This window comes from Streptomyces sp. BK340 (assembly GCF_007827595.1).
GTDB lineage: Bacteria > Actinomycetota > Actinomycetes > Streptomycetales > Streptomycetaceae > Streptomyces.
This window is the reverse complement of record NZ_VISR01000011.1, coordinates 225,729-245,144: the sequence shown is the minus strand read 5'-3', so window position 1 is coordinate 245,144 and position 19,416 is coordinate 225,729. Positions and strand designations below refer to the sequence as shown.

Here is a 19,416-nt window from a genome sequence, read left to right as displayed (position 1 = left end):
ATCTGCGCGCGTGTTCGCGGGCCGGGCGGAAGAGCTCATGGCTGCCGTCGATCCCGAGTTCTTGGACCTGCTGGGCTGGTCGCCCGATCGCAGCGTCCTGACCTTCCCCATCGAGCATCCGCTCCTCGGGATGCCACTGTGCCGGGTGGTGGAGTGCGGTTGCGTCGCATACTCCACGAGCGGGCTGTGCCGCAACTGCGAGAAACGGTGGAAAAGCACAGATGGGGCCTTCGAGGTGTTCGTCGCCGCGCCCCGGCCCGTCCGTCGACGCAGCGGGGTGGAGGACTGTGCCGTTGTCGGCTGCGCACGGCCTTGGGTGACGCGGACGCGGCAGCTGTGCAGCGCCCACCAGTACCAGCGGGTCAAGATGGATCTCGACCTTGCAGAATTCTTGCGTCACCCGGCGGTGCGCGCTCTGCCGTCGTTTGGGGCGTGCGAGGTTGCGGCTTGTGACCGGCAGCGGTCAGGGAAGGTCTCTGCCTACTGCCTGCAGCACACACAGCGCCGCACCCGCATGATCAGGGAAGGGACATTCCCGGGGGACGAGGCCTTCCGGCGCGCGATGCGAGCGGTGAGCAAGTTCGTCGACGTCAATCTGCGCGGTCTGGCGCCGCTGGTGGTCGCCGAGGTGATCTATGGCCTGCAGGAACGCATCCGGGGCGGTACCAAGACGCCGCCGTGGCATCTGCGTCCGGTGTGCGAACTTGCCCGTGCCCGGCAGGTATCGACCCTGGACGAGCTCGACCCGGCATCGTTGTGCCGACGCCGTCAGGCGCTTCTCAAGGCGCTCACTACTGCGTCACGCCGGCTCGGCATGACGCCCGAGAGCGAGCGGCACAAGGATGTGTGGGATGCGGCGGCATTCGGCCGGTCCGGAAAACTCAACTTCACTGGGGTACGCCAGCCCTGGCTACGCGAAGCCGTCAAAGCCGCCGTGTGCGACGAGTTGCCCCGGCGCCGCGGCGTTCAGGCTCGCGGACAGATGCAGACCCACATCAATGCCTTCGTCAAACTCTCCGACAGCCTGCACCTGCAACGCGACGACCACGGCGCCCACCCCACGCTCCTGGAACGCCAGGACATCGTCAACTTCAGCAACCGTCTGGCCTTCCTCGCCGAACAGGGGGAGATCAGCACCTACACGTGGATCTTTGTCGCCCGCGCGGTGAGGAAGTGGCTCAGCCTGATGCGGAGCATGGGCCTGACCCGGCCCGGGCAGCCCCTGCACGGCCTGCCCGCCGACTTCATGCTGCTCACCCAGGACATCCCCGACGAGCCCGAGGACTCCGAAGCCGGCAAGGACCTGCCCGACGAGGTGATGCGTCAGCTCTGCGCCCACCTCGACCTCCTGGAAGAGAAGTCAAGCCGCGAGGTACGCGTCGCCGTCGAGCTGCTCATCGACACCGGCCGGCGCCCCTTCGAGATCTGCCACCTGCCCTACGACTGCCTGACCCGGGACGCCGATGGCAAGCCCGTCCTGCTCTACGACAACCACAAGGAATTGCGCCTGCGCCGTCGCCTGCCCATCCCGGAAGCCACCGCAGCTCTGATCACCGCGCAGCAGGAACGGGTCCGCGCCCGCTTCCCCGCCACGGCGCCCGGCCGGCTTGTGTTGTTGCCGTCCGTCGTGTCCAACCCCGAGGGGACCAAGGTGATCTCCGATGTGCTCGCCCAGCATCGTGACTGGGTCATGGCGCTGCCTGACGTTGCGTTGACGATGACCGTTCACGAGGAGGGGAAACCCGTGGCCAAACAGCTCTGCTTCGACAAGGAGAAGATCTTCCCCTACGCCTACCGGCACACCTACGCCCAGCGCCACGCGGACGCCGGCGTACCAGTCGACGTGCTGCGCCAGCTCATGGACCACCGGCAGTTGACCACCACGCAACGCTATTACCGGGTCGGCGACCAGCGCCGCCGGGAGGCCATCGACAGGGGCACTGCGATGCAGTTCGACCGGCACGGTAACCGGATCTGGCGGAGGGCAAAAACCCTGCTGGACTCCGAGCACGCCCGCCGCGCGGTCGGGGAGGTCGCGGTGCCGTACGGGGTGTGCACCGAGCCGTCGAACGTTGCGGCCGGCGGTCACGACTGCCCTGTCCGCTTCCGCTGTGTGGGCTGCGGGCACTTCCGCACCGACGTGTCCTACCTTCCCGATCTGGAGGCCTACCTCGCCGATCTGCTGCGCAGTCGGGAACGGCTCGCCGCGTTCAGCGCCGACACCTGGGCCAGCAACGAGGCGATGCCGTCCGACGAAGAAATCACTCGTGTACGGCGCCTTATCCGGCGCGTCCGCACCGACCTTGACGACCTCACGGACGAGGACCGAACGCAGATCCAGCAAGCCGTCGCAGTGGTCCGCCGCAGCCGCCAGGTCGTCACCCTCGGCATGCCCCGCGTCGCTGCACCCGTGCTCAACCCGCGTCCCGAAAGGCCCCCGTGTGACCAGCCGATTGACTGAAGGCAGACGTGCGAACTCCGCCCGCCGCCGCGAAAGGGTCCTCAAGGCCCTCGACACGGCAGTGCGGACGGGTGGAGACATCACCGTCTCCGGTCTCGCTCGCGCCGCCCGGGTCGACCGAACCTACTTCTACCGCCACCGTGACCTGCTCGAACGCGTCCACGCCGTTGTCACCGCCCCAGCGGGGGACGGGATGATGGCAGCAGTCAGCCGTGCCTCGCTGCAGACCGACCTGGCCAACACCCTGGAACGCAACAAGCGCTTGGCCGCCCGTGTGCGCCAACTGGAAAAGCGGCTGTCTCAGTCGATCGGGGCGAAAGCTTGGGCGGATTCCGGGCTTGGAGCGTCGGATGATGTTGACCAGCTCCAGCGACGGATCATCACGCTGGAACAGCAGCTATCGACTATGCAGGGCGAACTCGACGAACGCACCGAGGAGCTCGAGGCGGCCCGTGCGGCCAATCGTGAGATGACCAGGTCGCTGAACCACCGCCCCGCTCGTTTGTGACCACACGAGGGGGGTCCGTCAAACGTGGCTCCAGGCAGACCGCGAACCACTACGCCGACTGGCACAGGTCCTCCGTGACGGCGTCGAACGCGTCGACTCCGTCGCTGCTTCACGGGCATGGCGGCCGGTAGGCGATGTCCCCGACGTACTGCCGCCACTCCTTCTTCGTGAGGGTGTGTTTCGTGACAGCGCAGATGCGTCTGATGGCCCGGTCAGGGTTCAGCTCCCAGAGCCGGGTCGTGCCGTCCTGGCTACCTGTGGCGAGGAAACGCCCGTCGGCGCTGAAAGCGACGGCGGACACGGGCTCGGAATGCTCCGTGAGCGGGCTCCCGAGGAGCGTCGGCCGGCCGCTGGCGGTCAGGTCCCACAGACGGACGTCTTCGTCGTCGCCGGCGGTGGCGAGGGTGTGGCCGTCGGGGCCGAACGCCACGGCGGCGAAGGAGTTCGCTTCGTCCCCGAGAAGCAGGCCGAGGCCGGTCCGGCGGACCGCGAGCCTCTTGGGATGCGTGGGATCGCCGATGTCCCAGAACGAACCCTTGTCGCCATCCGCGCCGGCGAGGATGCGTCCGTCGGAGCTGAAAGCCACGTCGATGGAGTCGCCGATGGTGCTGGTGAGAGGCCTACCGACTGGCTTGGGGTGACGGGGGTCTTTGGTGTCCCAGAGGTAGATCTTGCCCTGTTCGCCGACGGCGGCGAGGGTATGTCCGTCAGGGCTGAAGGCCATCGACGGAATCCAGTCTCCCGCCACACTCAGGGGAGGGCTGAGGTGCCTGGGGTGTGTCGGATCGCTGGTGTCCCACAACCACACCCTGCCACCACCGGCCGTGGCGAGGACCTGACCGCGAGGCCTGAACGCCGCCATCGTGCCGCGTAGTTGGCCGACAATGCGTCGTGGGCGCTCGCGGTCGTCGAGGTTCCATAATGAGACCCCGCTGTCGATATTGCTGGGGTCGAATTCTTCTGCAATGGCCAAGGTGGATCCGTCGGGACTCAACGACACCGCGTCGATGAAGGTTCCGTCGCCTGTGAGGAAGGTGGGGGGAAGAGCCCAGACATGGACTGTGTCCCCGACGGCGATCAGGGTGTGTCCGTCCGGACCGAAGTTCAATCCCACGGCCCTTGTCTGGCCGAAGGGTTGGCCCAGGGCGACCGGGCCAGCCACGATGGTGACGTTCCACAGCCGCACCGTGTTTTCCTGCGCGGTGGCGAGGACATGGCCATCAGGGCTGAAAGCCATCGCTGAGATCTCGTCGTCGGGGATTCGGAGAGGATCGCCGAGACGCTTTGCTTGACTCGGTCGCGTGATGTCCCACAGCTGGATGCCGCTGACGAATTCCTCGCCGACGCGGGTCGAGACGGCCAGCAGGTTCCCACGTGGGCTGAATACCACGTCCTGACCGACCAGAGACTTGCCGAGGCGCGTGACGTGGGTTGGACGAGTGGCATCCCACAGCTGGACTCTGTACCACCCACCCTCGGGATACACGGTGGCCAGCAGGTGTCCGGTTGGACTGAAAACCGCCTTATCGCCGAGCCACGGGCTGCCGAGGCTTTTGGGGTGCGTCGGCCGACTGGTGTCCCACAGTTGGACCTGCGTTTCCGCGTGGTCGCCGACATCAGTGGTGATGGCCAGTGTCTGCCCATCGGCGCTGAAGGCCAGCGTGCTGACGTCGCCGACGGGGACGGGGACGTTGAGAGCCGTCGGGGCGGACGGACGCGTGGTGTCCCACAGGCGAAGCACGTCCGTGGAACTCGTCTTCGAACTTTCGTCGACGGTGGCGAGCACGTGCCCGAACGGGCTGAACGCCATCAGGTTGCCGCCTCGGACGGGGCGGCCGATGCGTCTGGGATCGGTGAGGTCGGTGGCATCCCACAGCTGGATCGTGTAGTCGCTCGCCATGGTGGCGAGGACCTTCCCGTCCGGGCTCAGCGCGGCCGACTGCCCCTGGTTCGAGCTCGGCTCGCTGACCGTGGAGAACAACGGAGTCGCCGTCGCGTTCACCAGATCCGTATAGGCCTGCGGCGACGGATGCATGCGATAGGCCGCGACGTCCAACTGGGCCGCGACGGACACGTTCTGGTTCCTGTACGACGTCTCTGCGCCGCGTAACTCGGCGGCTTCAGCGGTGAGTTGCCGGGAGACGGCGATGTCCCGTTGACTCCGGGCCGTGGAGCGTTGGTCGAAGGCCGTGCCAGCGGCTACGGAGGCGAGCAGTACCAGGACGGCCAGGGCGGCGCTGAGGGCTCGCAGCCGCCGGGTGGTACGGGTGGCCGCTCGCTGTTCCTGGTGGCGTGCGTCCAGGCTCGCCGCCAGAAAGGCCCTTTCCAGGGGGGTCAGGTGGCCAGGGTCGGTGAAGGCTTCCGCCGCCACCGCGAGGCGTGTGCCGCGGTAGAGCGCGCCGGGGTCGCGGCTGAGGCTGTACCAGGCTCTTGCGGCTTCGGTGAGTTGACGGTGCAGGCGCAGGCGCTCACGGGCTTCGTCGATCCAATGCCGCAGTCGGGGCCACCCGGTGATGAGGGCTTCATGGGCGATGTCGACCGTGTTCTCGTCGAGTGTGACGAGGCGCGCCCGGGCCAGACGGTTCAGGACGATCGCGGTGTCGGTGGAATCATCGAAGTCGAACTCCTCGCGCTGGGCGGGCCGACGGGTGTCCGGGGTTCCGGCACCAGGGGTGATCAGCCGCAGCAGAATACGGCGGGCGAGATCGGCCTGCGTCGGGGTGAGGCTCGCGTGGACGTCCTCGGCGGTGCGGGTGATGGCGCCGTGCAGGCCTCCGGCGGCCTCGTAGGCCTCGCGGGTGAGGGCGCGGCCTTTGCGACGACGCCAGGTCTCCAGCAGTGCATGCGACATCAGCGGTAGGGCCCCGGGTTCCCCTTCGACCTGGCTGAGAATGCGCGTCGTCAGTCCGCGTTCCACGATCAGACCGGCGGCCTGTGCGGGTCTGACGATGGCCTTGCGCAGGTCCTCCCGGCTCATAGGGCCGACGAGCACGGTGCCGTCCTGCAGGGCAGCGGTCAAGGCAGGGTGTTCAGCGCACCGGCCGAGGAAGTCCGCGCGCACGGAGATGACGACGCGCAGTCTGCTCCCGGGATCGGTAGCGGCCAGGAGGTGGTTTATGACCTGGTCGCGCTCGTCCGGGTCGTGGCACAGGGTGTAGAGCTCTTCGAACTGATCCACGATCAGCCACGTGTCCCCGTCGCCATCCTTCGGGGTCAGCCGCTGTTCATGGGTGCGCAGGGGGTGCTCGCCGGGGGTGAGGACACGAAGGGCTGCCGGTGCGGACTCTGTCGTATCGGAGTCGCGCAGGCGGGGGATGAGGCCGGCCCGAAGCAGGGAAGACTTGCCGCTGCCCGACGAGCCGAAAACGGCGGTAAACCGGCGGGAGCGTGTCAGCTTGAGCAGCCGGTCGGTGAGTTCGTCTCGGCCGAAGAACAAAGCGGCGTCGGCGGGTTCGAAGCGGGCCAGGCCCCGGTACGGCGGTTCAGCATCCTCGTCCTCAGCGCGCGGCTCGGCCGCCGTCTCCGCGGCCGCCACACGCCACCGCTCCTCCCACTCCTCCTCATCGCCGCCGCAGGCACGCACGTATGCGAGGACTACGGGCAGGGTCGGCAGCCGCTCACCCCCGGCCGCCTGCGACAGCGTGCTCGCACCCTGCCCTGTGCGCTGCGCCATCACCCGGTAGGTCGGACTCCCGGCCTCCGCCCGCAGTTTGCGTAACTCGGCAGCGAGCCGCGCAACCGGCCCCGCACTCGGATCGAGTGGGCTCTCAGGACGTCCTGCCATCGATAGCTCACCCCTCTACCCACCGCCTCCCCCGTGGACGCGGCGCGATCACCCGGACGCTACGCACGCCCAGGAAGAAGAGCAAACGACAGGCGCCTTCTTTGGTCAGCGCCGTGCGCCGGGCCCGTGACCTGCAATGCAGCCATTGACCAGAGTGGCAAAACCGGGTGCCCATTCAATCCCCGGCCCGCTGAACTCGATGACGTGACAGCAACGAGCACCGACCGCGCTCTCATCCGAGGCTCGTCCGGTGACTCTCGCACAGCATCGAGAAAGGGAGACGAAGTGCGCACACTCAAGTCCATCGGGGTGGCCGCTCTGGCGTTGGCGGCGGGCACGACCTTGGTCTTCACCGGACCCGCCGACGCGGCCGGCCGCAAGTGGGACGGCAAGGATCCTATCTACAGCGGTTGCGCGGACACCGGACGCCTCGTCCACAAGAAGACCGACAAGTACTACAGCTCGCGCTACCACCTGCACGTGTCGGTCACCGCTTCGCTCTGGTACAGCCGCGGCTGCCGCACCGTGTGGGCCATGGTCGACGCCAACGTCCCGACGGACAAATGGAATGGCGAGGGGTGCAACATCTGGCGCAACAGCGACATGAAGCACTACGGCTGCAAGCACCGGACCGGCACCCTCGAGATGCTCTCGCCGATGCTCAACGACAAGAACACCACCGGCTTCGCCACCGCCTGGTCCTACGTCGGCAACGATCCCCACGAAATGTTCGCCCGCACCGCTTCGTACTGACTGGTGAGCTCCGCACAGGCCGACCGACGCCGGATCCTCCGGCAGCGCCACAGTTGTCGACGAACTGCGCCACCGCGACTGCCGGGGCAGGGCAGAGGTTCGGCGAGGGCAAGCCTGATCCTTGCGCGGGGCCTTCATCGGCGCCGTTGCGCTTCGGGTTTTGCGCGCCGCATCCAGGACGCCAGGTACCCCGAGGCAGACGACCAGCCCCGTTGCCCCGACCCAGCACGTCCTGCCAATCAGTCCGGATCAGAAGAGAAGGAAAGACAAGATCATGCAGGTACACAAGCGGCTCGCAATCGCCGCGACAGCGATCACCATGGCCGGCGGCCTGGCTGCGGCCGTCCCAGCTCAGGCAAACCCGCCCGCCGCGGCGGCAGCAGCGCAGGGAGCCAGGCCGGCTGAAAACGCGCTGCGTTTTCCGGGCACCTACCGGTGGCTTCCGGAGCACTTCAGCGGCCCGTGCATCACCGCCCACGGTGGCGTGCGCAAGGGAGCGAAGGTCGACCAGTACCGCTGCGTCGGGGCGCAGAACCAGAAGTGGTACGTCGAAGCGCTCGACATCTACAACGCGTTCCGGATCCACCCGGCGCAGAACATGGGCCTGTGCGTGGACATCCCCGGCAACTACCGCAACGGCACACAGCTCATCCTGTGGAACTGCAACGGCCGCACGAACCAGAGCTTCCACGTCAACTGCGGCTCACGGCAGCGCCACTGCACGATCTTTCCCTATTCCGGCGATCACCACGACAAGTGTCTTGCTGTGAAGGGCGGAAAGACGGCCAACAACACCCCTCTGATCTTGTGGCGGTGCAACGGCGCCCGGGACCAGAAGTTCACCTTCCGCTGACCAGAGTTCTCTTGGCCCGGGAACTGGCCGGCGCGAGGGGACCGGCCAGCGCCTCAGGCCATAAACGGCTGCTAGAGCGAGGCGGCCCGGCGTCCGCCGTCTGGGCGTCGTGCAGGCAGTGAGCAACAAACGCCGCCGGGTGGGCCGGTCGCCGACCGGCCCACCCGAAAGGCCCCACCCACGCCCATATACGAAGGGAGCGTGCCACGTGAATCCGAGTAAGCACGTTCGTGAGGTGCCGGAATTTGAGGAGTACGTACGCGCGCGGCACGACGCCCTGCTCCGCACCGCACGACGTCTGGTTGCCAACCCGCTCGACGCTCAGGATCTGCTGCAGACCGCGTTGTTACGCACCTACCGCGTATGGGAGCGCATCGACGACAAGCAACTCGCGGACGCCTACCTGCGACGCGTAATGATCAACACACGAACCGAGTGGTGGCGAGCCCGGAAGCTGGAAGAGCTTCCCACAGAACACCTGCCGGACGTGAGCATCGGGGATTCCACCGAAGAGCATGCCGACCGCGCTCTGCTGATGGACATCATCACTACGCTGACGCCCCAGCAGCGCAGCGTCGTCGTGCTACGGCACTGGGAGCAGATGTCCACGGAAGAGACGGCCGCTGCCCTCGACATGGCGGCTGGCACGGTCAAGAGCACGCTGCATCGGGCGCTAGCCCGGCTCCGCGAGGAGCTCCGACAGAGGCAGGCAACGGCGTACGGGTTGGCATTCGGTCAGAACAGTTAAGCCACTCAGCCTTGCTCCTCATTGGACAACTTCACTCGATCGGCGATAGCGCCACACGTGTTGCACCAGCTACGGTGAGTGATACTGGTGCTGAGCTGCACAGATCTCCGATGTCTTGCAATGCGCCACATCACGTCCCCCAGAGAAGGAAGCGCGACGCCCGGGCCCTGACGGAAGTGGTCCAGCTGCGTGCGCTCGCCCACTTCGGCCTGCCCAGTTCTGCGGGGTGCGCGGGCAACCGGATGCTCGCCGCCATGGCCTGCGCCCTCACCCCACCAGGCCGGCGCACCGTCATCGACGACTCACCCGAGGCCATCACCGCGTTCCTCAGACCCCGGCCGGTACGGGAACTGCCCGGCGTGGGCGCGAAGACGGCGGCGACGCTCGCCGAGTACGGCCTGCACACCGCCGGCGACGTCGCCGACGTCCCGCAGTCCACACTGCAGCGCCTCCTCGGCGCCCGCGCCGGCCGCGCCCTCCACGAGCACGCCCACGGCCGCGACACCACCATCGTGAGTTCTCCAGACGCTCCTGACGTGTCTCAGAGCCTGCGCACGGATGCCGCTGCCGGTTCCTCTCGGTTTCTGCGACCATCGGCGAATGGCCGACAGCAGGGATCGTTCAGCGCTTCGCACTGGGGTTGCGTCCTTGGAAGTGGTGTACCGGTTCCCACCTGATCCGGGTGTTTGTCCCGGCGTCGGAGTGAGGGTCCGGATATGAGAACGGCCACCGGCTGATCTTCGAGATGTCTAGGCTCGAAGGAGATCAGCACGATGACCGCACCAAACAGTCTGCCCCTGCATGCCCTCGCCGAGGAGAACCTCGCCGCGGCGAGTCCCGACCTGCTGCGCGCGATGGTCAAGACGTTCGCCGACGCGCTCATGTCTGCGGAGGCCGATGCCCTCTGCAACGCCGAATACGGGCAGGTCAGCGACGAACGCGTCAACCACCGCAACGGCTACCGCCCACGCGAGTGGGACACCCGCGCCGGCACAGTCGAACTCGCCGTCCCCAAGCTCCGCCAGGGCAGCTACTTCCCGCACTGGCTCCTCGAACGGCGCCGGCGGGCCGAACAAGCCCTCGTCTCGGTGGTCGCCACCGCCTACCTGCTCGGCGTGTCCACGCGCCGGGTCGAGAAACTCGCCGAGTCCCTCGGCGTCACCCAGCTGTCGAAGTCCCAGGTCAGCGCGATGACCAAGCACCTCGACGAGCAGGTCACCGCGTTCCGCAACCGGCCGCTGGACGCCGGGCCCTACACGTTCGTCTGGGTGGACGCGCTCACGCAGAAGGTCCGCGAGGGCGGCCGCATCATCAACGTCCACTCCCTGGTCGCGGTCGGCGTCAACGCCGACGGACACCGCGAGATCCTCGGCATCGACGTCGCCACGGCCGAGGACGGTGCGGGCTGGCTCGCCTTCCTGCGCTCACTGACCGCCCGGGGCCTGTCCGGTGTCCAGTTGGTCGTCTCCGACGCCCACACCGGCTTGGTGAACGCGATCGGCGCGGTCCTGCCCGGCGCATCCTGGCAGCGATGCCGCACGCATTACGCACGAAATTTGCTGAGCCAGGTCCCGAAGTCGGCTCAGCCGTGGGTGGCCACCTTGCTGCGGACCGTTTTCGAACAGCCCGACACCGACGCTGTCCTGGCCCAGATGCGGCACGTCCTCGACGCGCTGGAGGCCAAGTTCCCCAAGGCCGCAGCCCACTTGGACACTGCCCAGCACGACCTGCTGGCCTTCACCGCGTTCCCGCGGGAGATCTGGCGGCAAATCTGGTCGAACAATCCGCAGGAACGGTTGAACAAGGAGATCCGCCGCCGCACCGACGTGGTCGGCATCTTCCCCGACCGCACCGCCCTGATCCGCCTGGTCGGCGCGGTGCTGGCCGAGCAGAACGACGAATGGACCGAGGCCCGCCGCTACATGGGCCGCGAACTCCTCGCCAAGACCCGCCTGCACCCGATCGAGTCAGAAACCGACGAGACAGCCCTGCCCACCGAACTCAGCGCATAGCCTCAAAACGAGATCACCGAGTGGCCGTCGATACACCACTCCCGCGGACATGACCCACACTGGTCGGCGAGGTGGTCGCGGGTCTTGGCAGTCTGACGCACCGGGAACTGAATCCGGCCTTCGAACAGCTGGGAATGCCACCGGTCCCTGATGATGCCGGGAGTAAACACGAGCGGATCGAGCTGAGTCTCGGTCAGGTACCCGACGCTGAGCTGCCACAGGTCACGCGACGCATCCTGGAGCAGAGCCCCGTCCATGTGAGTCCGTCGCGTCGCTACCAGCTCGAGGACCTGCTGTGGGCAGAGGACGCACCGCCCGAGATCCCTAAAAAGGCTCGCCGCGAACTGGCGCGCGCCCTCGACCTGTCGGAGCTGGTCCAGCACCACGACCGGTTCCTGCGGCTGCTTGACCAATTCTGGATAGCCGACGATTCGGGCCTCTCCTTCGAGGAGCTGGAGGGCCTGCTGGTGAACGGGACGCGTCCGGTGACGCTGAGAGATCGCATCGAGCGACACGTCTTCCGCAACCCCGGGGACTGGTCTACGGAAGACCTTTTCGACAACCTCGGGGTGTTCGAGGCCGGGGACGCCCGGCTCGCCCGCTTCCTGGAAGGCCTGGTATCAGCGGACGTCCTCCTTGACGAGCACCTCCAGGAGAAGACGGTCGGCACCATCAACGGTCATCTCCGGACTGCCGGGGTCGAGTTGAGAGCGACCGGCAACGATGGCGGCTATCCCGTGTTCACCGTGGTGCCCACGCCGCTGCATGGCACCCGGCGGCCGAAGAACATCATCTTTGCCTCGTTCACCAAGCCCGACATCCGCTTCCGGTCCTCGGTGGACAACGACATCGAGATCGTCGGAGGCAACCCGGACGACACCCTCGTCTACGACCGTGAGGTCCCCATCGAGGGCCTGCGCTGGCGTGATCTGCATACCTGGTGGCAGGACGCCCGCGAGATCAGCAGTGAGACCGAGGCCAGAGGGGCCCTGTACCAACGACTCCTCAAGAGCCTGCCAGACAACTCGGAAGGCCAGCAAAACCTCTTCATCGCCTACCACCAGATCCTCGGGCCGTCCCCTGGGGACCCGGCCCTCCTGCCCGAAGTGTGGCTGCACTGGGACCACAGGACCGTCAAGGAGCGAGGCCCCGAGGCGTTGCTGCGCTCCCGCATGGATTTTCTCCTGCTGCTGCCTCACGGACAGCGCGTCGTCCTGGAGGTCGACGGATCACAGCACTACACCCGCGACCGCGGCCGCACGCCGGATACGGGCAAGTACGCGGACATGGTCGCCGCTGACCGAGATCTCAAGCTCAGGGGGTACGACGTTTTCCGCTTCGGCCACGACGAGCTCAAGCGTCTCGATGGCGCCCAGTCCCTTCTGCGGCAGTTCCTCCCGCACATGTTCCGCCGCTTCAGAGTGAGCAGCTGACGCTCTCGGAGCAGCGGAGGGTCCTGCATGGGCAAGCGCCCAGTCCGATACCCGCCGCGCTCCTCAGGCCAAAGGCAACTGACCGAGCGGCCGGCCGCGGTCGGTCTGCGCCTCCAGCAGAGCGGCCACGTCCGGGCTCCGCGTGAAGAAGGGACCGTCCCAGTACGCCGGGACCGCCACGGGTGTAAGGCGCACCTCGGTGCCGTGGACGCGCGCGGCGTCGAAGAGGGCCTGCAGCATCTCCACGCCCGCCAGGTCGAGCGCGCCAAGGCGGGCATGCCACGTCTGGGTCTCCGGATCGTACGAGGCGATCTGGCGGAGCCTGTCGAGTTGCTCCTGCCATTGAGAGTGGGCGGCTGGCGCTGTCCGGATGGTGGCCTCCAACACCCATGCGCTCTTGGGGGAGTTCGGTGAACTGGTCATGCAAGGGACGGTAGACGTCGCCACTGACAACTCGCCCAGTCGGGTGGATCCCCAGCCTGAACAGAACCCCAGCCGGGCACGAACACGTACTGACAGACGTGGACCCGATCCGAGAAGCACACCTGTGCGAACCCGGCCTGCTCGTCATCGACGTGGCGGGCTTCGACGATGACACCGTCCTCGCTTTCCAAGCCTCGATCGCCCGAACCTGGGGGACGGCGACCGCCGAGCGCACCACCCGGGATCCTGGCCAGCCCGGGGTGCGGCTGCGGATGTACACCGACCTACGGCAGGTCCTCAAGCAGACCTCCCCGCCGGAGCGGGTACTGGAGACCGGCAGAGAATGATGCCTGGTCCGTCACCACGGGGGGAGTGACGAACCAGGCCTCACGTCAACGGTGCCACACCCGTCTCTGACGCGCGCCCGCTCTGGGCTAAGTCGTCGCAGGAGGGCTCTCGGTGGAGTTGGTGTACTACTTGCGGGCCCGCAGAACGAGGACGGCGCCCGCGTAAGCAGGGGCGGCAGGAGTCGAACCTGCGGCATCCGGTTTTGGAGACCGGCGCTCTGACCTCTGAGCTACACCCCTTTGGTGGGTGACAGCTTGGCACGCCGAACAGGTGGATCTCCAAGGGATTTCCGTCTTCTCAGAGCACCCGCAGGACGCCGACAACCTTGCCGAGGATCTGCACCTGGTCGCCCGGGATCGGGTCGTAGGCGGGATTGCGAGGCATCAGCCACACCTGCCCCTCCTGCCTGCGCAGCACCTTGACGGTCGCCTCGTCCTCCAGGAGCGCGGCGACGATGTCGCCGTGGTCAGCGCTATCCTGCCGTCGCACGGTCACGATGTCGCCGTCGCAGATCGCCGCGTCGATCATGGAGTCACCGGCCACGGTCAGGGCGAACAGGTCGCCGTCGCCTACGACCTGGCGGGGCAGCGAGTAGACGTCCTCGACCATTTCCTCGGCGAGCAGCGGTGCGCCGGCGGCGATCCGTCCGACGAGCGGTACGTCGACCGGTGCCTCGCTCCTGCCTCCGAGGTCGGGCGCCCACGAGGGCCTGACGCGGTAGGCGCGAGGTGTGTGCGGGTCGCGGTACAGGATGCCCTTGCGTTCGAGCGCCATCAGTTGGTGGGCGACAGAGGAGGTACTGGCCAGGTGCACGGCTTGGCCGATCTCACGCATCGACGGGGGGTAGCCCTGCCGGTCGACCGTCTCGGTGATGTAGCGGACGATGGCCGACTGGCGGCTCGTCAGGTGCCCCTCAGCAGTCTGGGAGCCCGGGGGACGGCCCCGGCGGGCGGGCGCGGCGTTCTCCATCCCGGCACCTCCGTACAAGATCGTTCGGAACGACCCTAACCCGCCATCCTCCCCAAATGGAACACCTTGTCGAATTTCCGAGCCGTCGGGTCGAGGCTGCTGGTCCGGCCTGACGATCTGCCCTTAACTTTCTAACTTGTTGACAAGTTATGACGCCTGCCTGTAACTTTCCAACAAGTTAGAAAGTTGAGGAGTGGGTGTGCTTCAAATCCAGCTGGGCCCGGAGCGGCCCGCAGAGCCGGGCGACCGCCTCGGCCGGTCCACGATCGGGTGGCGCCCAGGTATGACTGAGGACGAGGCGTGGCTGGCCGGCCGCGGCATCTGGAAGTTCAACGCGGACCGAGCCCTGGCCCAGGACGAAGTGCAGATCGTCAGCACCGATGGTCTGGTGCTGGCCGTTGCCACGATCACCGGGATCAGCAAGCACGGCGACCGGTACGCCCTGGAAGGTGAACTACTGCGCGGAGATGCGCGGGTCGGGAAGCCCACCACCACCCCCCACCGGTCCCGCAACTCCGTCGCATACTTCTGAACAGCCACTTTCCCCTCTCGGGCCTGAAGGAGCTCCATGGACTTCCGATCCATCCCCCGCGACCCGCACGCCTTTCAGCAGCCCGTCACCGCCGAGGACATCCAGGCGATCGGCCGACGCGCCTTCGGGGACGCCGCGCGCGTCGTCTCCGCTGTGGAGCTCGGCGGCGGCATGTACAACACGACCTACCGGATCACCGTCGACAGCATGGAGACACCGGTCATCCTGCGCATCGCCCCCGCTCCGGGGCAGCAGTTCAGCTCCGAGCGGGAGCTGATGCGCAACGAGGCGGCCACCGTCCCCTACTTCTCCCCCATCGCTGGCCTCGTCCCGCGCGTCCTGTTCGCCGACTGGTCACAGGAGATCACCGGCCGCGACTGGATCGTGCAGAGCCACCTCACCGGTGTGCCCGCCCCCGAGCGTCTCGGCGCCTACCCCCGCGACACCTGGCCTGGCTTTTTCGCCCAGCTCGGCGAGATCACGGCACGCGTTCACGCCGTCCGCGGCCCGCACTTCGGTCCGGTCGCGGGGCCTGGACATCCCACCTGGAGCGCGGCCGTGATCGCCTCCCTTCACGCCATTGCCGACGACCTGGGGCATCTCGGCCTGGACGCAGCCGACGTACGCAAGGTCGCCGACCTCGCAGCAGAACACCACCGTGCCCTCGACGAGATCACCGAACCGCGCCTGCTCACCGGCGACCTGTGGACCGTCAACACCATGCTGGACTCCAAGGCACCCGAACCGGTGATCACCGGGGTCCTCGACCTGGACCGCACTCTCTTCGGCGATCCGGCCGCTGACTGGACCATCCGCATGGCCAGCGCCAAGCAGGACGAGCGCACCGCTTTCTGGGACACCTACGGCACCCGCGACACGTCCGCCGCGGCCACCTGGCGCTCCCTCGTCTACGAAGCCCGCCACCTGGGCGCCATCCGCCTGGAGCGGCACCGTCTCCACAAGAACGACGGCGTCCGCGACACCTACACCTCCATGGCTGCAGTTCTGACCCAGCTGACCTGACGCGAGGAGACGAACCACATGCCGTATCGGCCCGTGACGAAGGAGGAGGCGCTGCGCAGCTACGGCGCTGCCGCTCTCGCCCACGAACGCATGACGGCTGATGGCACGGTCGAACCCGGCTGGTCAGGCCCCGCCGACCTGCAAAGCAGCCTCGCCTCCTGGTACGGCAGCGCCACTCGGCTGGGCGCAACCGCGGAGGAACTCGACAACGCCCTCGAGGTAGCCCGCGCCGAGCGGGAGGCGGAGCTGATCGAGGGGGAGAACGAGACCCGCGCCCAGGACGCTGCCCGGGCGGATGCACTGAACGACGTCGCCGCGGCGATCGACTACGACCCTGACCTCGCGCCCTGGTAACCGGCGGCCGAGCACAGACGACTTTCCCCGGTCAGCTCCGTACCGCGGTGATGGCAACGCGATGCAGCAGGTGCGCGGTGGGCAACCGCCGTCGAGCCTCGCCCTGCAGTCCGGCGAGCGCCGTACCAGGCTCGGCGTGCAACGTCAGCGCGGTGCGGTAGATCCCCTGGTAGGCGGCGTCCCACGCCGGTGCCCCGGCGCAGTGCAGGCCGGTGAAGCCCGCCGCGCGCAGCACACGCCTCCAGTCGGTGTGCCGGTGCCGTGCTGGAAGGCGCTCGTCGCCGGGAGTGTGCGGGCGCCAGCCGGTGAGCACCAGGCGGCCGCCGGGCTTGAGGATGCGCAGGGCCTGGCGGGCGGCGGCGAGCGGTCGGGCGCGTACTGCAGGGCGTCCAACGACACAGCCCTGTCCACGCATTGATCGGCAAGCGGGAGGCCGGCGAGGTCGGCCACGGCGAAGGCCGCGTCGACGGGGAGCGGCGTGGCCCGGCGGCGGGCCTGGGCGATGGCGACCGGGGAGAAGTCGATGCCGATCAAGGCCGCGTGCGTGTGGCTGGCGAGCCACAGGCCGGGACCTCCGCGGCCGCAGCCCAGGTCGGTCAGGAGCTGTCCCGGGTGCAGGTCGAGCTGCTGGGCGATGTGGTGAAGCAGATCGGCGCAGAGGAAAGAGAACAGGTCCAGATCCGGCGGGAGGTCCGGGTCGACCAGGCGCGCGATCGCGCCGAAGGCGCTGTCACCGGTCTGTCCTTCGCTGCCGAAGAGGCGGTCGAACTCCGAAGCGCTGGTGGTCTGGTGGCCGGCCGTGTCGGCCGCACAGCTGTCGGGTGGTGTGCTCACGTCCCGCTCCCCGGGTCGACGGTGACGGTGATCTGGCGCAGGATCTGGTCGGCTTGGTCGTCGACCGTGCGCGGATCGCGGCCGGTGACGATGACATGGCCGAGGCGGCCGCGGTTGGACGTCGCCGGACCCACGTCCGTACCCTCAGCCGCCCGCACGCGTACGGCGGGGATGGTGGTGGTCATCTCCGGCAGGCCCGTGACGGCGACCAGTCGGCCTGCGCGGGGCGTGGTCAGGAACCGGACGGCGGCGTACCCGTTTCGCGCTGGGGTGAGGGTGGCCGGGTGGCCGAGGGCGATGTCCCACAGGGAGCGCCACGGGTCGATGCCGAGAGCGTGTTGGATCAGGACGCCGATGTGTCCAGCGCCGAGTCGGGCGCCGATCTCCAGGACGGTGCACCGGCCGTCGGGGCCGAGGACGAGTTCGGTGTGGGTGGCGCCGTTGCGGACGCCGACCGCGGCGATCGCCCGTTCGGCCTGTTCGAGCAGGGCCCGCTCGGCGGCCGCGGGCAGACGGGCGGGCAGCGCGTGGCCCAGCTCGACGCGGTGGATGCCGCCCGTGGTGTGCTTGCGGGTGATGCACAGATGGGTGGTGACCTGGTGCTGGGTGACGGATTCGACGCTGAACTCGCGGCCGCGGACGTGTTCTTGGACCAGGACACGCTCATCGCGCGGCATCCCGTACATCGCCTTCGCCTGGCGGGCGGCGTGCCAGGCCGACTGCAAGGCGTGGGGAGTGGTGACCACGGTGACGCCGGCCGATCCGGCGCCGTCGGCCGGTTTGATGACGCACGGGAAGCCGACCGCAGCGGCTGCGGCTCGCAGCTCGCGCAGATCCGTGACGATCGTGGTGCGGGGCGTGGCGACGTGGCCGGCGTCGAACCTGGCCGCCATGAGGGCCTTGTTGCGTGCGGCGGCGGCGCGTTCGGGATCGTTGCCGGGCAGGTCGAGAGCCGCGCACGCCCGGGCGGCCAGGTCGGTGAGGTACTCGTTGGCGGTGAGCAGGGCCTTCGCACCGATCCGGCGCCCGTAGCCGGTGATGTCCTTGAGGGCTTGATCGGGCCGGGCGAAATCGGTGACCAGGTGGCCCGCCAGGAGTTGGCGCAGCTCGCGGGAGTAGGTGGCGAGGGTGGTGGAGTCGGTGACGGCGTGCACGTGGTGGCCGGAGGCGGCCGCGGCCCGGGTCAGTTGCTCGGATTCGGGGCCGGCCGCCTCCAGCAGCAGGACCGGCATGCTCACCGGTAGTCCACCGGTCCGCCTGCGCGGCGCATGTCGAGGGTGAAGCAGTGGAATCCGCCGCCGAACAGGCGGCGGTGCCGGTGGCGAACCGGGATCACGGTGAAGCCCTCGCCCTCCAGGGTCTTGATCAGGCCGGTGCAGTCGACGTTGACCAGCACGCGTTGCTCGTCCAGAGACAGCACGTTGATGTCGATGTAGGGGCTGGTGAGGACCAGGTCGGTGTCGTCGTAGGTGGGGAAGCTCCCAGGGTCGGGCTCGGGCGGCACGATGAACTTCCAGCTCTGGAAGGCGTCCGGGAGCATGTCGCGCAGCCCGGCGTGCCGAGCCAGGAACACGCCGGGCTTGAGGGCCAGGAGCATGGAGTCGATGTGGTTGTCGGCCATGCGGTGCACGCGGTGAAGGCGGAAGCGGCCGGCCACCTGCCGCTGGAGCCAGTCGGCGCCGAGCCGGTGGTTGTCCTGCGCGATGTTGACGATGAGGTCCTGGCCCAGGCGAAGGACCTGAGCGCCGTCCAGCATCATCTCGATGCCGACGTCGTACGGGCTGGGCTGCGGGTCGGTGATCGGCTCGGTCGGCCCGCCGAGCGTGGTGGCGGCGTCGCGAGCGTAGGAGAGGTCGAAGCTGGCGTCGGTGAGAGTGGGCCGGGGCATCGTCGACCAGCGGGCGCCGGCATCGGCGTAGCGGCGGAAGACCGGGGTCAGCAGCCGGGTCTCCAGGTAGCGGCTGCGGATCGCGGGCGCCGTTTCGATGATCTCGTCGCCGAGGATGAGAGTGTTGTCCCGCACGTTCAGGGCGGGGGTCGGGGCGGCCTGCCAGCCCAGCCCGGCGATCGGTAAGGCGTTTTCGGGCAGCGGCAGCGGCCGGTACACGGTGATACCGAGCGAAGTGAGCGTAACGGCGAGGTTCTCGACGTCTTCGTGGAGTTCCTCGGTGTACCGCATGCTGATCTTCCACGTCTCGGCCTTGGCGCTGCCGCGGGCGGCCAGGCGCGGGTAGGCCCAGTCGGAGCGGTAGCCGCCGAGGGCCTCGTGGAAGAACAACTCGAACGTGAGGTCACGGTCGTGCCCCACGTAGTTCTCCGCGGACCCCACGATGATCTCGCTCAGTGGGGTGAAGTCGTCGTAGCTGTTCAGCATGGGTTCG

General features: G+C 68.0%; 18 protein-coding genes and 1 tRNA gene. 12 read left to right on the top strand and 7 right to left on the bottom strand.

Going from position 1 to position 19,416, the window contains the following annotated elements; translation table 11 throughout:
• Positions 1–37 precede the first annotated feature (37 nt).
• Together FB157_RS47965 and FB157_RS21395 are read left to right on the top strand one after the other, a co-directional pair.
• Complete coding sequence (locus FB157_RS47965; RefSeq protein WP_222440952.1) at positions 38–2,461, top strand: site-specific integrase; 2,424 nt, start codon at positions 38–40, stop codon at positions 2,459–2,461.
• Positions 2,442–2,969 (top strand): DUF6262 family protein, encoded by a 528-nt coding sequence (locus FB157_RS21395; protein WP_261386410.1) that lies wholly within the window; start codon positions 2,442–2,444, stop codon positions 2,967–2,969. The genes FB157_RS47965 and FB157_RS21395 overlap by 20 nt, the downstream gene beginning before the upstream one ends.
• Positions 2,970–3,078: 109 nt before the next feature.
• On the opposite strand, the gene FB157_RS21390 is transcribed toward FB157_RS21395, so the two are convergent.
• Positions 3,079–6,753 (bottom strand): helix-turn-helix domain-containing protein, encoded by a 3,675-nt coding sequence (locus tag FB157_RS21390; protein ID WP_145882046.1) that lies wholly within the window; start codon positions 6,751–6,753, stop codon positions 3,079–3,081.
• 285 nt (positions 6,754–7,038) lie between these two features.
• On the opposite strand from FB157_RS21390, the gene FB157_RS21385 reads away from it, so the two are divergent.
• The 6 genes from FB157_RS21385 to FB157_RS21360 all read left to right on the top strand — a co-directional run bounded on the left by FB157_RS21385 (position 7,039) and on the right by FB157_RS21360 (position 12,552).
• Positions 7,039–7,506 (top strand): DUF2690 domain-containing protein, encoded by a 468-nt coding sequence (locus FB157_RS21385; RefSeq protein WP_186581620.1) that lies wholly within the window; start codon positions 7,039–7,041, stop codon positions 7,504–7,506.
• A gap of 274 nt (positions 7,507–7,780) precedes the next feature.
• Positions 7,781–8,359 (top strand): RICIN domain-containing protein, encoded by a 579-nt coding sequence (locus tag FB157_RS21380; RefSeq protein WP_145882042.1) that lies wholly within the window; start codon positions 7,781–7,783, stop codon positions 8,357–8,359.
• Positions 8,360–8,567: 208 nt separating this feature from the next.
• Positions 8,568–9,107 (top strand): SigE family RNA polymerase sigma factor, encoded by a 540-nt coding sequence (locus FB157_RS21375; RefSeq protein WP_145882040.1) that lies wholly within the window; start codon positions 8,568–8,570, stop codon positions 9,105–9,107.
• Positions 9,108–9,283: 176 nt separating this feature from the next.
• On the top strand, positions 9,284–9,784 hold the full coding sequence (locus FB157_RS21370; RefSeq protein WP_261386408.1) for a DNA polymerase thumb domain-containing protein: 501 nt from the start codon (positions 9,284–9,286) through the stop codon (positions 9,782–9,784).
• Between the two features lie 96 nt (positions 9,785–9,880).
• Positions 9,881–11,119 (top strand): IS256 family transposase, encoded by a 1,239-nt coding sequence (locus FB157_RS21365; RefSeq protein WP_145882036.1) that lies wholly within the window; start codon positions 9,881–9,883, stop codon positions 11,117–11,119.
• A gap of 71 nt (positions 11,120–11,190) precedes the next feature.
• Entirely contained in the window at positions 11,191–12,552 is a 1,362-nt protein-coding gene (locus FB157_RS21360) for a hypothetical protein (protein WP_145882034.1), read from the top strand.
• A gap of 63 nt (positions 12,553–12,615) precedes the next feature.
• Here the strand turns inward: FB157_RS21360 and FB157_RS21355 are convergent, their stop codons facing one another.
• Complete coding sequence (locus FB157_RS21355) at positions 12,616–12,975, bottom strand: hypothetical protein (protein ID WP_145882032.1); 360 nt, start codon at positions 12,973–12,975, stop codon at positions 12,616–12,618.
• 98 nt (positions 12,976–13,073) lie between these two features.
• Between FB157_RS21355 and FB157_RS21350 the strand changes: the two genes are divergently transcribed.
• Positions 13,074–13,322 carry a DUF6207 family protein gene (locus FB157_RS21350; RefSeq protein ID WP_261386407.1) on the top strand — a complete coding sequence of 83 codons (249 nt, stop codon included), beginning with the start codon at positions 13,074–13,076 and terminating at the stop codon, positions 13,320–13,322.
• A 167-nt stretch (positions 13,323–13,489) separates the two neighbouring features.
• On the opposite strand, the gene FB157_RS21345 is transcribed toward FB157_RS21350, so the two are convergent.
• Positions 13,490–13,562 (bottom strand) — tRNA-Trp (locus tag FB157_RS21345).
• A gap of 58 nt (positions 13,563–13,620) precedes the next feature.
• Positions 13,621–14,292, bottom strand: coding sequence for a transcriptional repressor LexA (gene lexA / locus FB157_RS21340; RefSeq protein WP_145882028.1), 672 nt, complete (start codon positions 14,290–14,292; stop codon positions 13,621–13,623).
• A gap of 283 nt (positions 14,293–14,575) precedes the next feature.
• Here lexA and FB157_RS21335 point away from each other — a divergent pair, with 283 nt between their 5' ends.
• Genes FB157_RS21335 through FB157_RS21325 form a run of 3 tightly spaced genes read left to right on the top strand, consistent with a single transcriptional unit; the run spans position 14,576 to position 16,201 of the window.
• Positions 14,576–14,824: a hypothetical protein gene (locus tag FB157_RS21335; protein WP_261386406.1), complete on the top strand. Its 249-nt coding sequence runs from the start codon at positions 14,576–14,578 to the stop codon at positions 14,822–14,824.
• Between the two features lie 36 nt (positions 14,825–14,860).
• Positions 14,861–15,847 (top strand): phosphotransferase family protein, encoded by a 987-nt coding sequence (locus FB157_RS21330; protein WP_145882024.1) that lies wholly within the window; start codon positions 14,861–14,863, stop codon positions 15,845–15,847.
• Between the two features lie 18 nt (positions 15,848–15,865).
• Positions 15,866–16,201, top strand: a complete 336-nt coding sequence (locus FB157_RS21325) for a hypothetical protein (protein ID WP_145882022.1) — start codon at positions 15,866–15,868, stop codon at positions 16,199–16,201.
• A 144-nt stretch (positions 16,202–16,345) separates the two neighbouring features.
• On the opposite strand, the gene FB157_RS21320 is transcribed toward FB157_RS21325, so the two are convergent.
• The 3 genes from FB157_RS21320 to FB157_RS21310 are packed head-to-tail and all read right to left on the bottom strand — an operon-like array spanning position 16,346 to position 19,409.
• Positions 16,346–17,035, bottom strand: coding sequence for a class I SAM-dependent methyltransferase (locus FB157_RS21320; protein ID WP_145882020.1), 690 nt, complete (start codon positions 17,033–17,035; stop codon positions 16,346–16,348).
• The gene (locus FB157_RS21315) at positions 17,032–18,267 is read right to left on the bottom strand and encodes an ATP-grasp domain-containing protein (RefSeq protein WP_261386418.1); all 1,236 of its coding nucleotides are present in this window, start codon (positions 18,265–18,267) and stop codon (positions 17,032–17,034) included. Before FB157_RS21315 ends, FB157_RS21320 begins: the two co-directional genes overlap by 4 nt.
• Before the next feature lie 2 nt (positions 18,268–18,269).
• Complete coding sequence (locus FB157_RS21310) at positions 18,270–19,409, bottom strand: glycine amidinotransferase (protein WP_145882017.1); 1,140 nt, start codon at positions 19,407–19,409, stop codon at positions 18,270–18,272.
• Positions 19,410–19,416: the final 7 nt, after the last annotated feature.

What these genes read in the sequence shown, in the direction of transcription:
- FB157_RS47965 (WP_222440952.1), top strand. Translation starts at nt 38, where the DNA reads ATGGCTGCCGTCGATCCCGAGTTCTTGGACCTGCTGGGCTGGTCGCCC.
- FB157_RS21390 (WP_145882046.1), bottom strand. Translation starts at nt 6,753, where the DNA reads ATGGCAGGACGTCCTGAGAGCCCACTCGATCCGAGTGCGGGGCCGGTT.
- FB157_RS21380 (WP_145882042.1), top strand. Translation starts at nt 7,781, where the DNA reads ATGCAGGTACACAAGCGGCTCGCAATCGCCGCGACAGCGATCACCATG.
- FB157_RS21365 (WP_145882036.1), top strand. Translation starts at nt 9,881, where the DNA reads ATGACCGCACCAAACAGTCTGCCCCTGCATGCCCTCGCCGAGGAGAAC.
- FB157_RS21355 (WP_145882032.1), bottom strand. Translation starts at nt 12,975, where the DNA reads ATGACCAGTTCACCGAACTCCCCCAAGAGCGCATGGGTGTTGGAGGCC.
- lexA (WP_145882028.1), bottom strand. Translation starts at nt 14,292, where the DNA reads ATGGAGAACGCCGCGCCCGCCCGCCGGGGCCGTCCCCCGGGCTCCCAG.
- FB157_RS21335 (WP_261386406.1), top strand. Translation starts at nt 14,576, where the DNA reads ATGACTGAGGACGAGGCGTGGCTGGCCGGCCGCGGCATCTGGAAGTTC.
- FB157_RS21330 (WP_145882024.1), top strand. Translation starts at nt 14,861, where the DNA reads ATGGACTTCCGATCCATCCCCCGCGACCCGCACGCCTTTCAGCAGCCC.
- FB157_RS21325 (WP_145882022.1), top strand. Translation starts at nt 15,866, where the DNA reads ATGCCGTATCGGCCCGTGACGAAGGAGGAGGCGCTGCGCAGCTACGGC.
- FB157_RS21315 (WP_261386418.1), bottom strand. Translation starts at nt 18,267, where the DNA reads ATGCCGGTCCTGCTGCTGGAGGCGGCCGGCCCCGAATCCGAGCAACTG.
- FB157_RS21310 (WP_145882017.1), bottom strand. Translation starts at nt 19,409, where the DNA reads ATGCTGAACAGCTACGACGACTTCACCCCACTGAGCGAGATCATCGTG.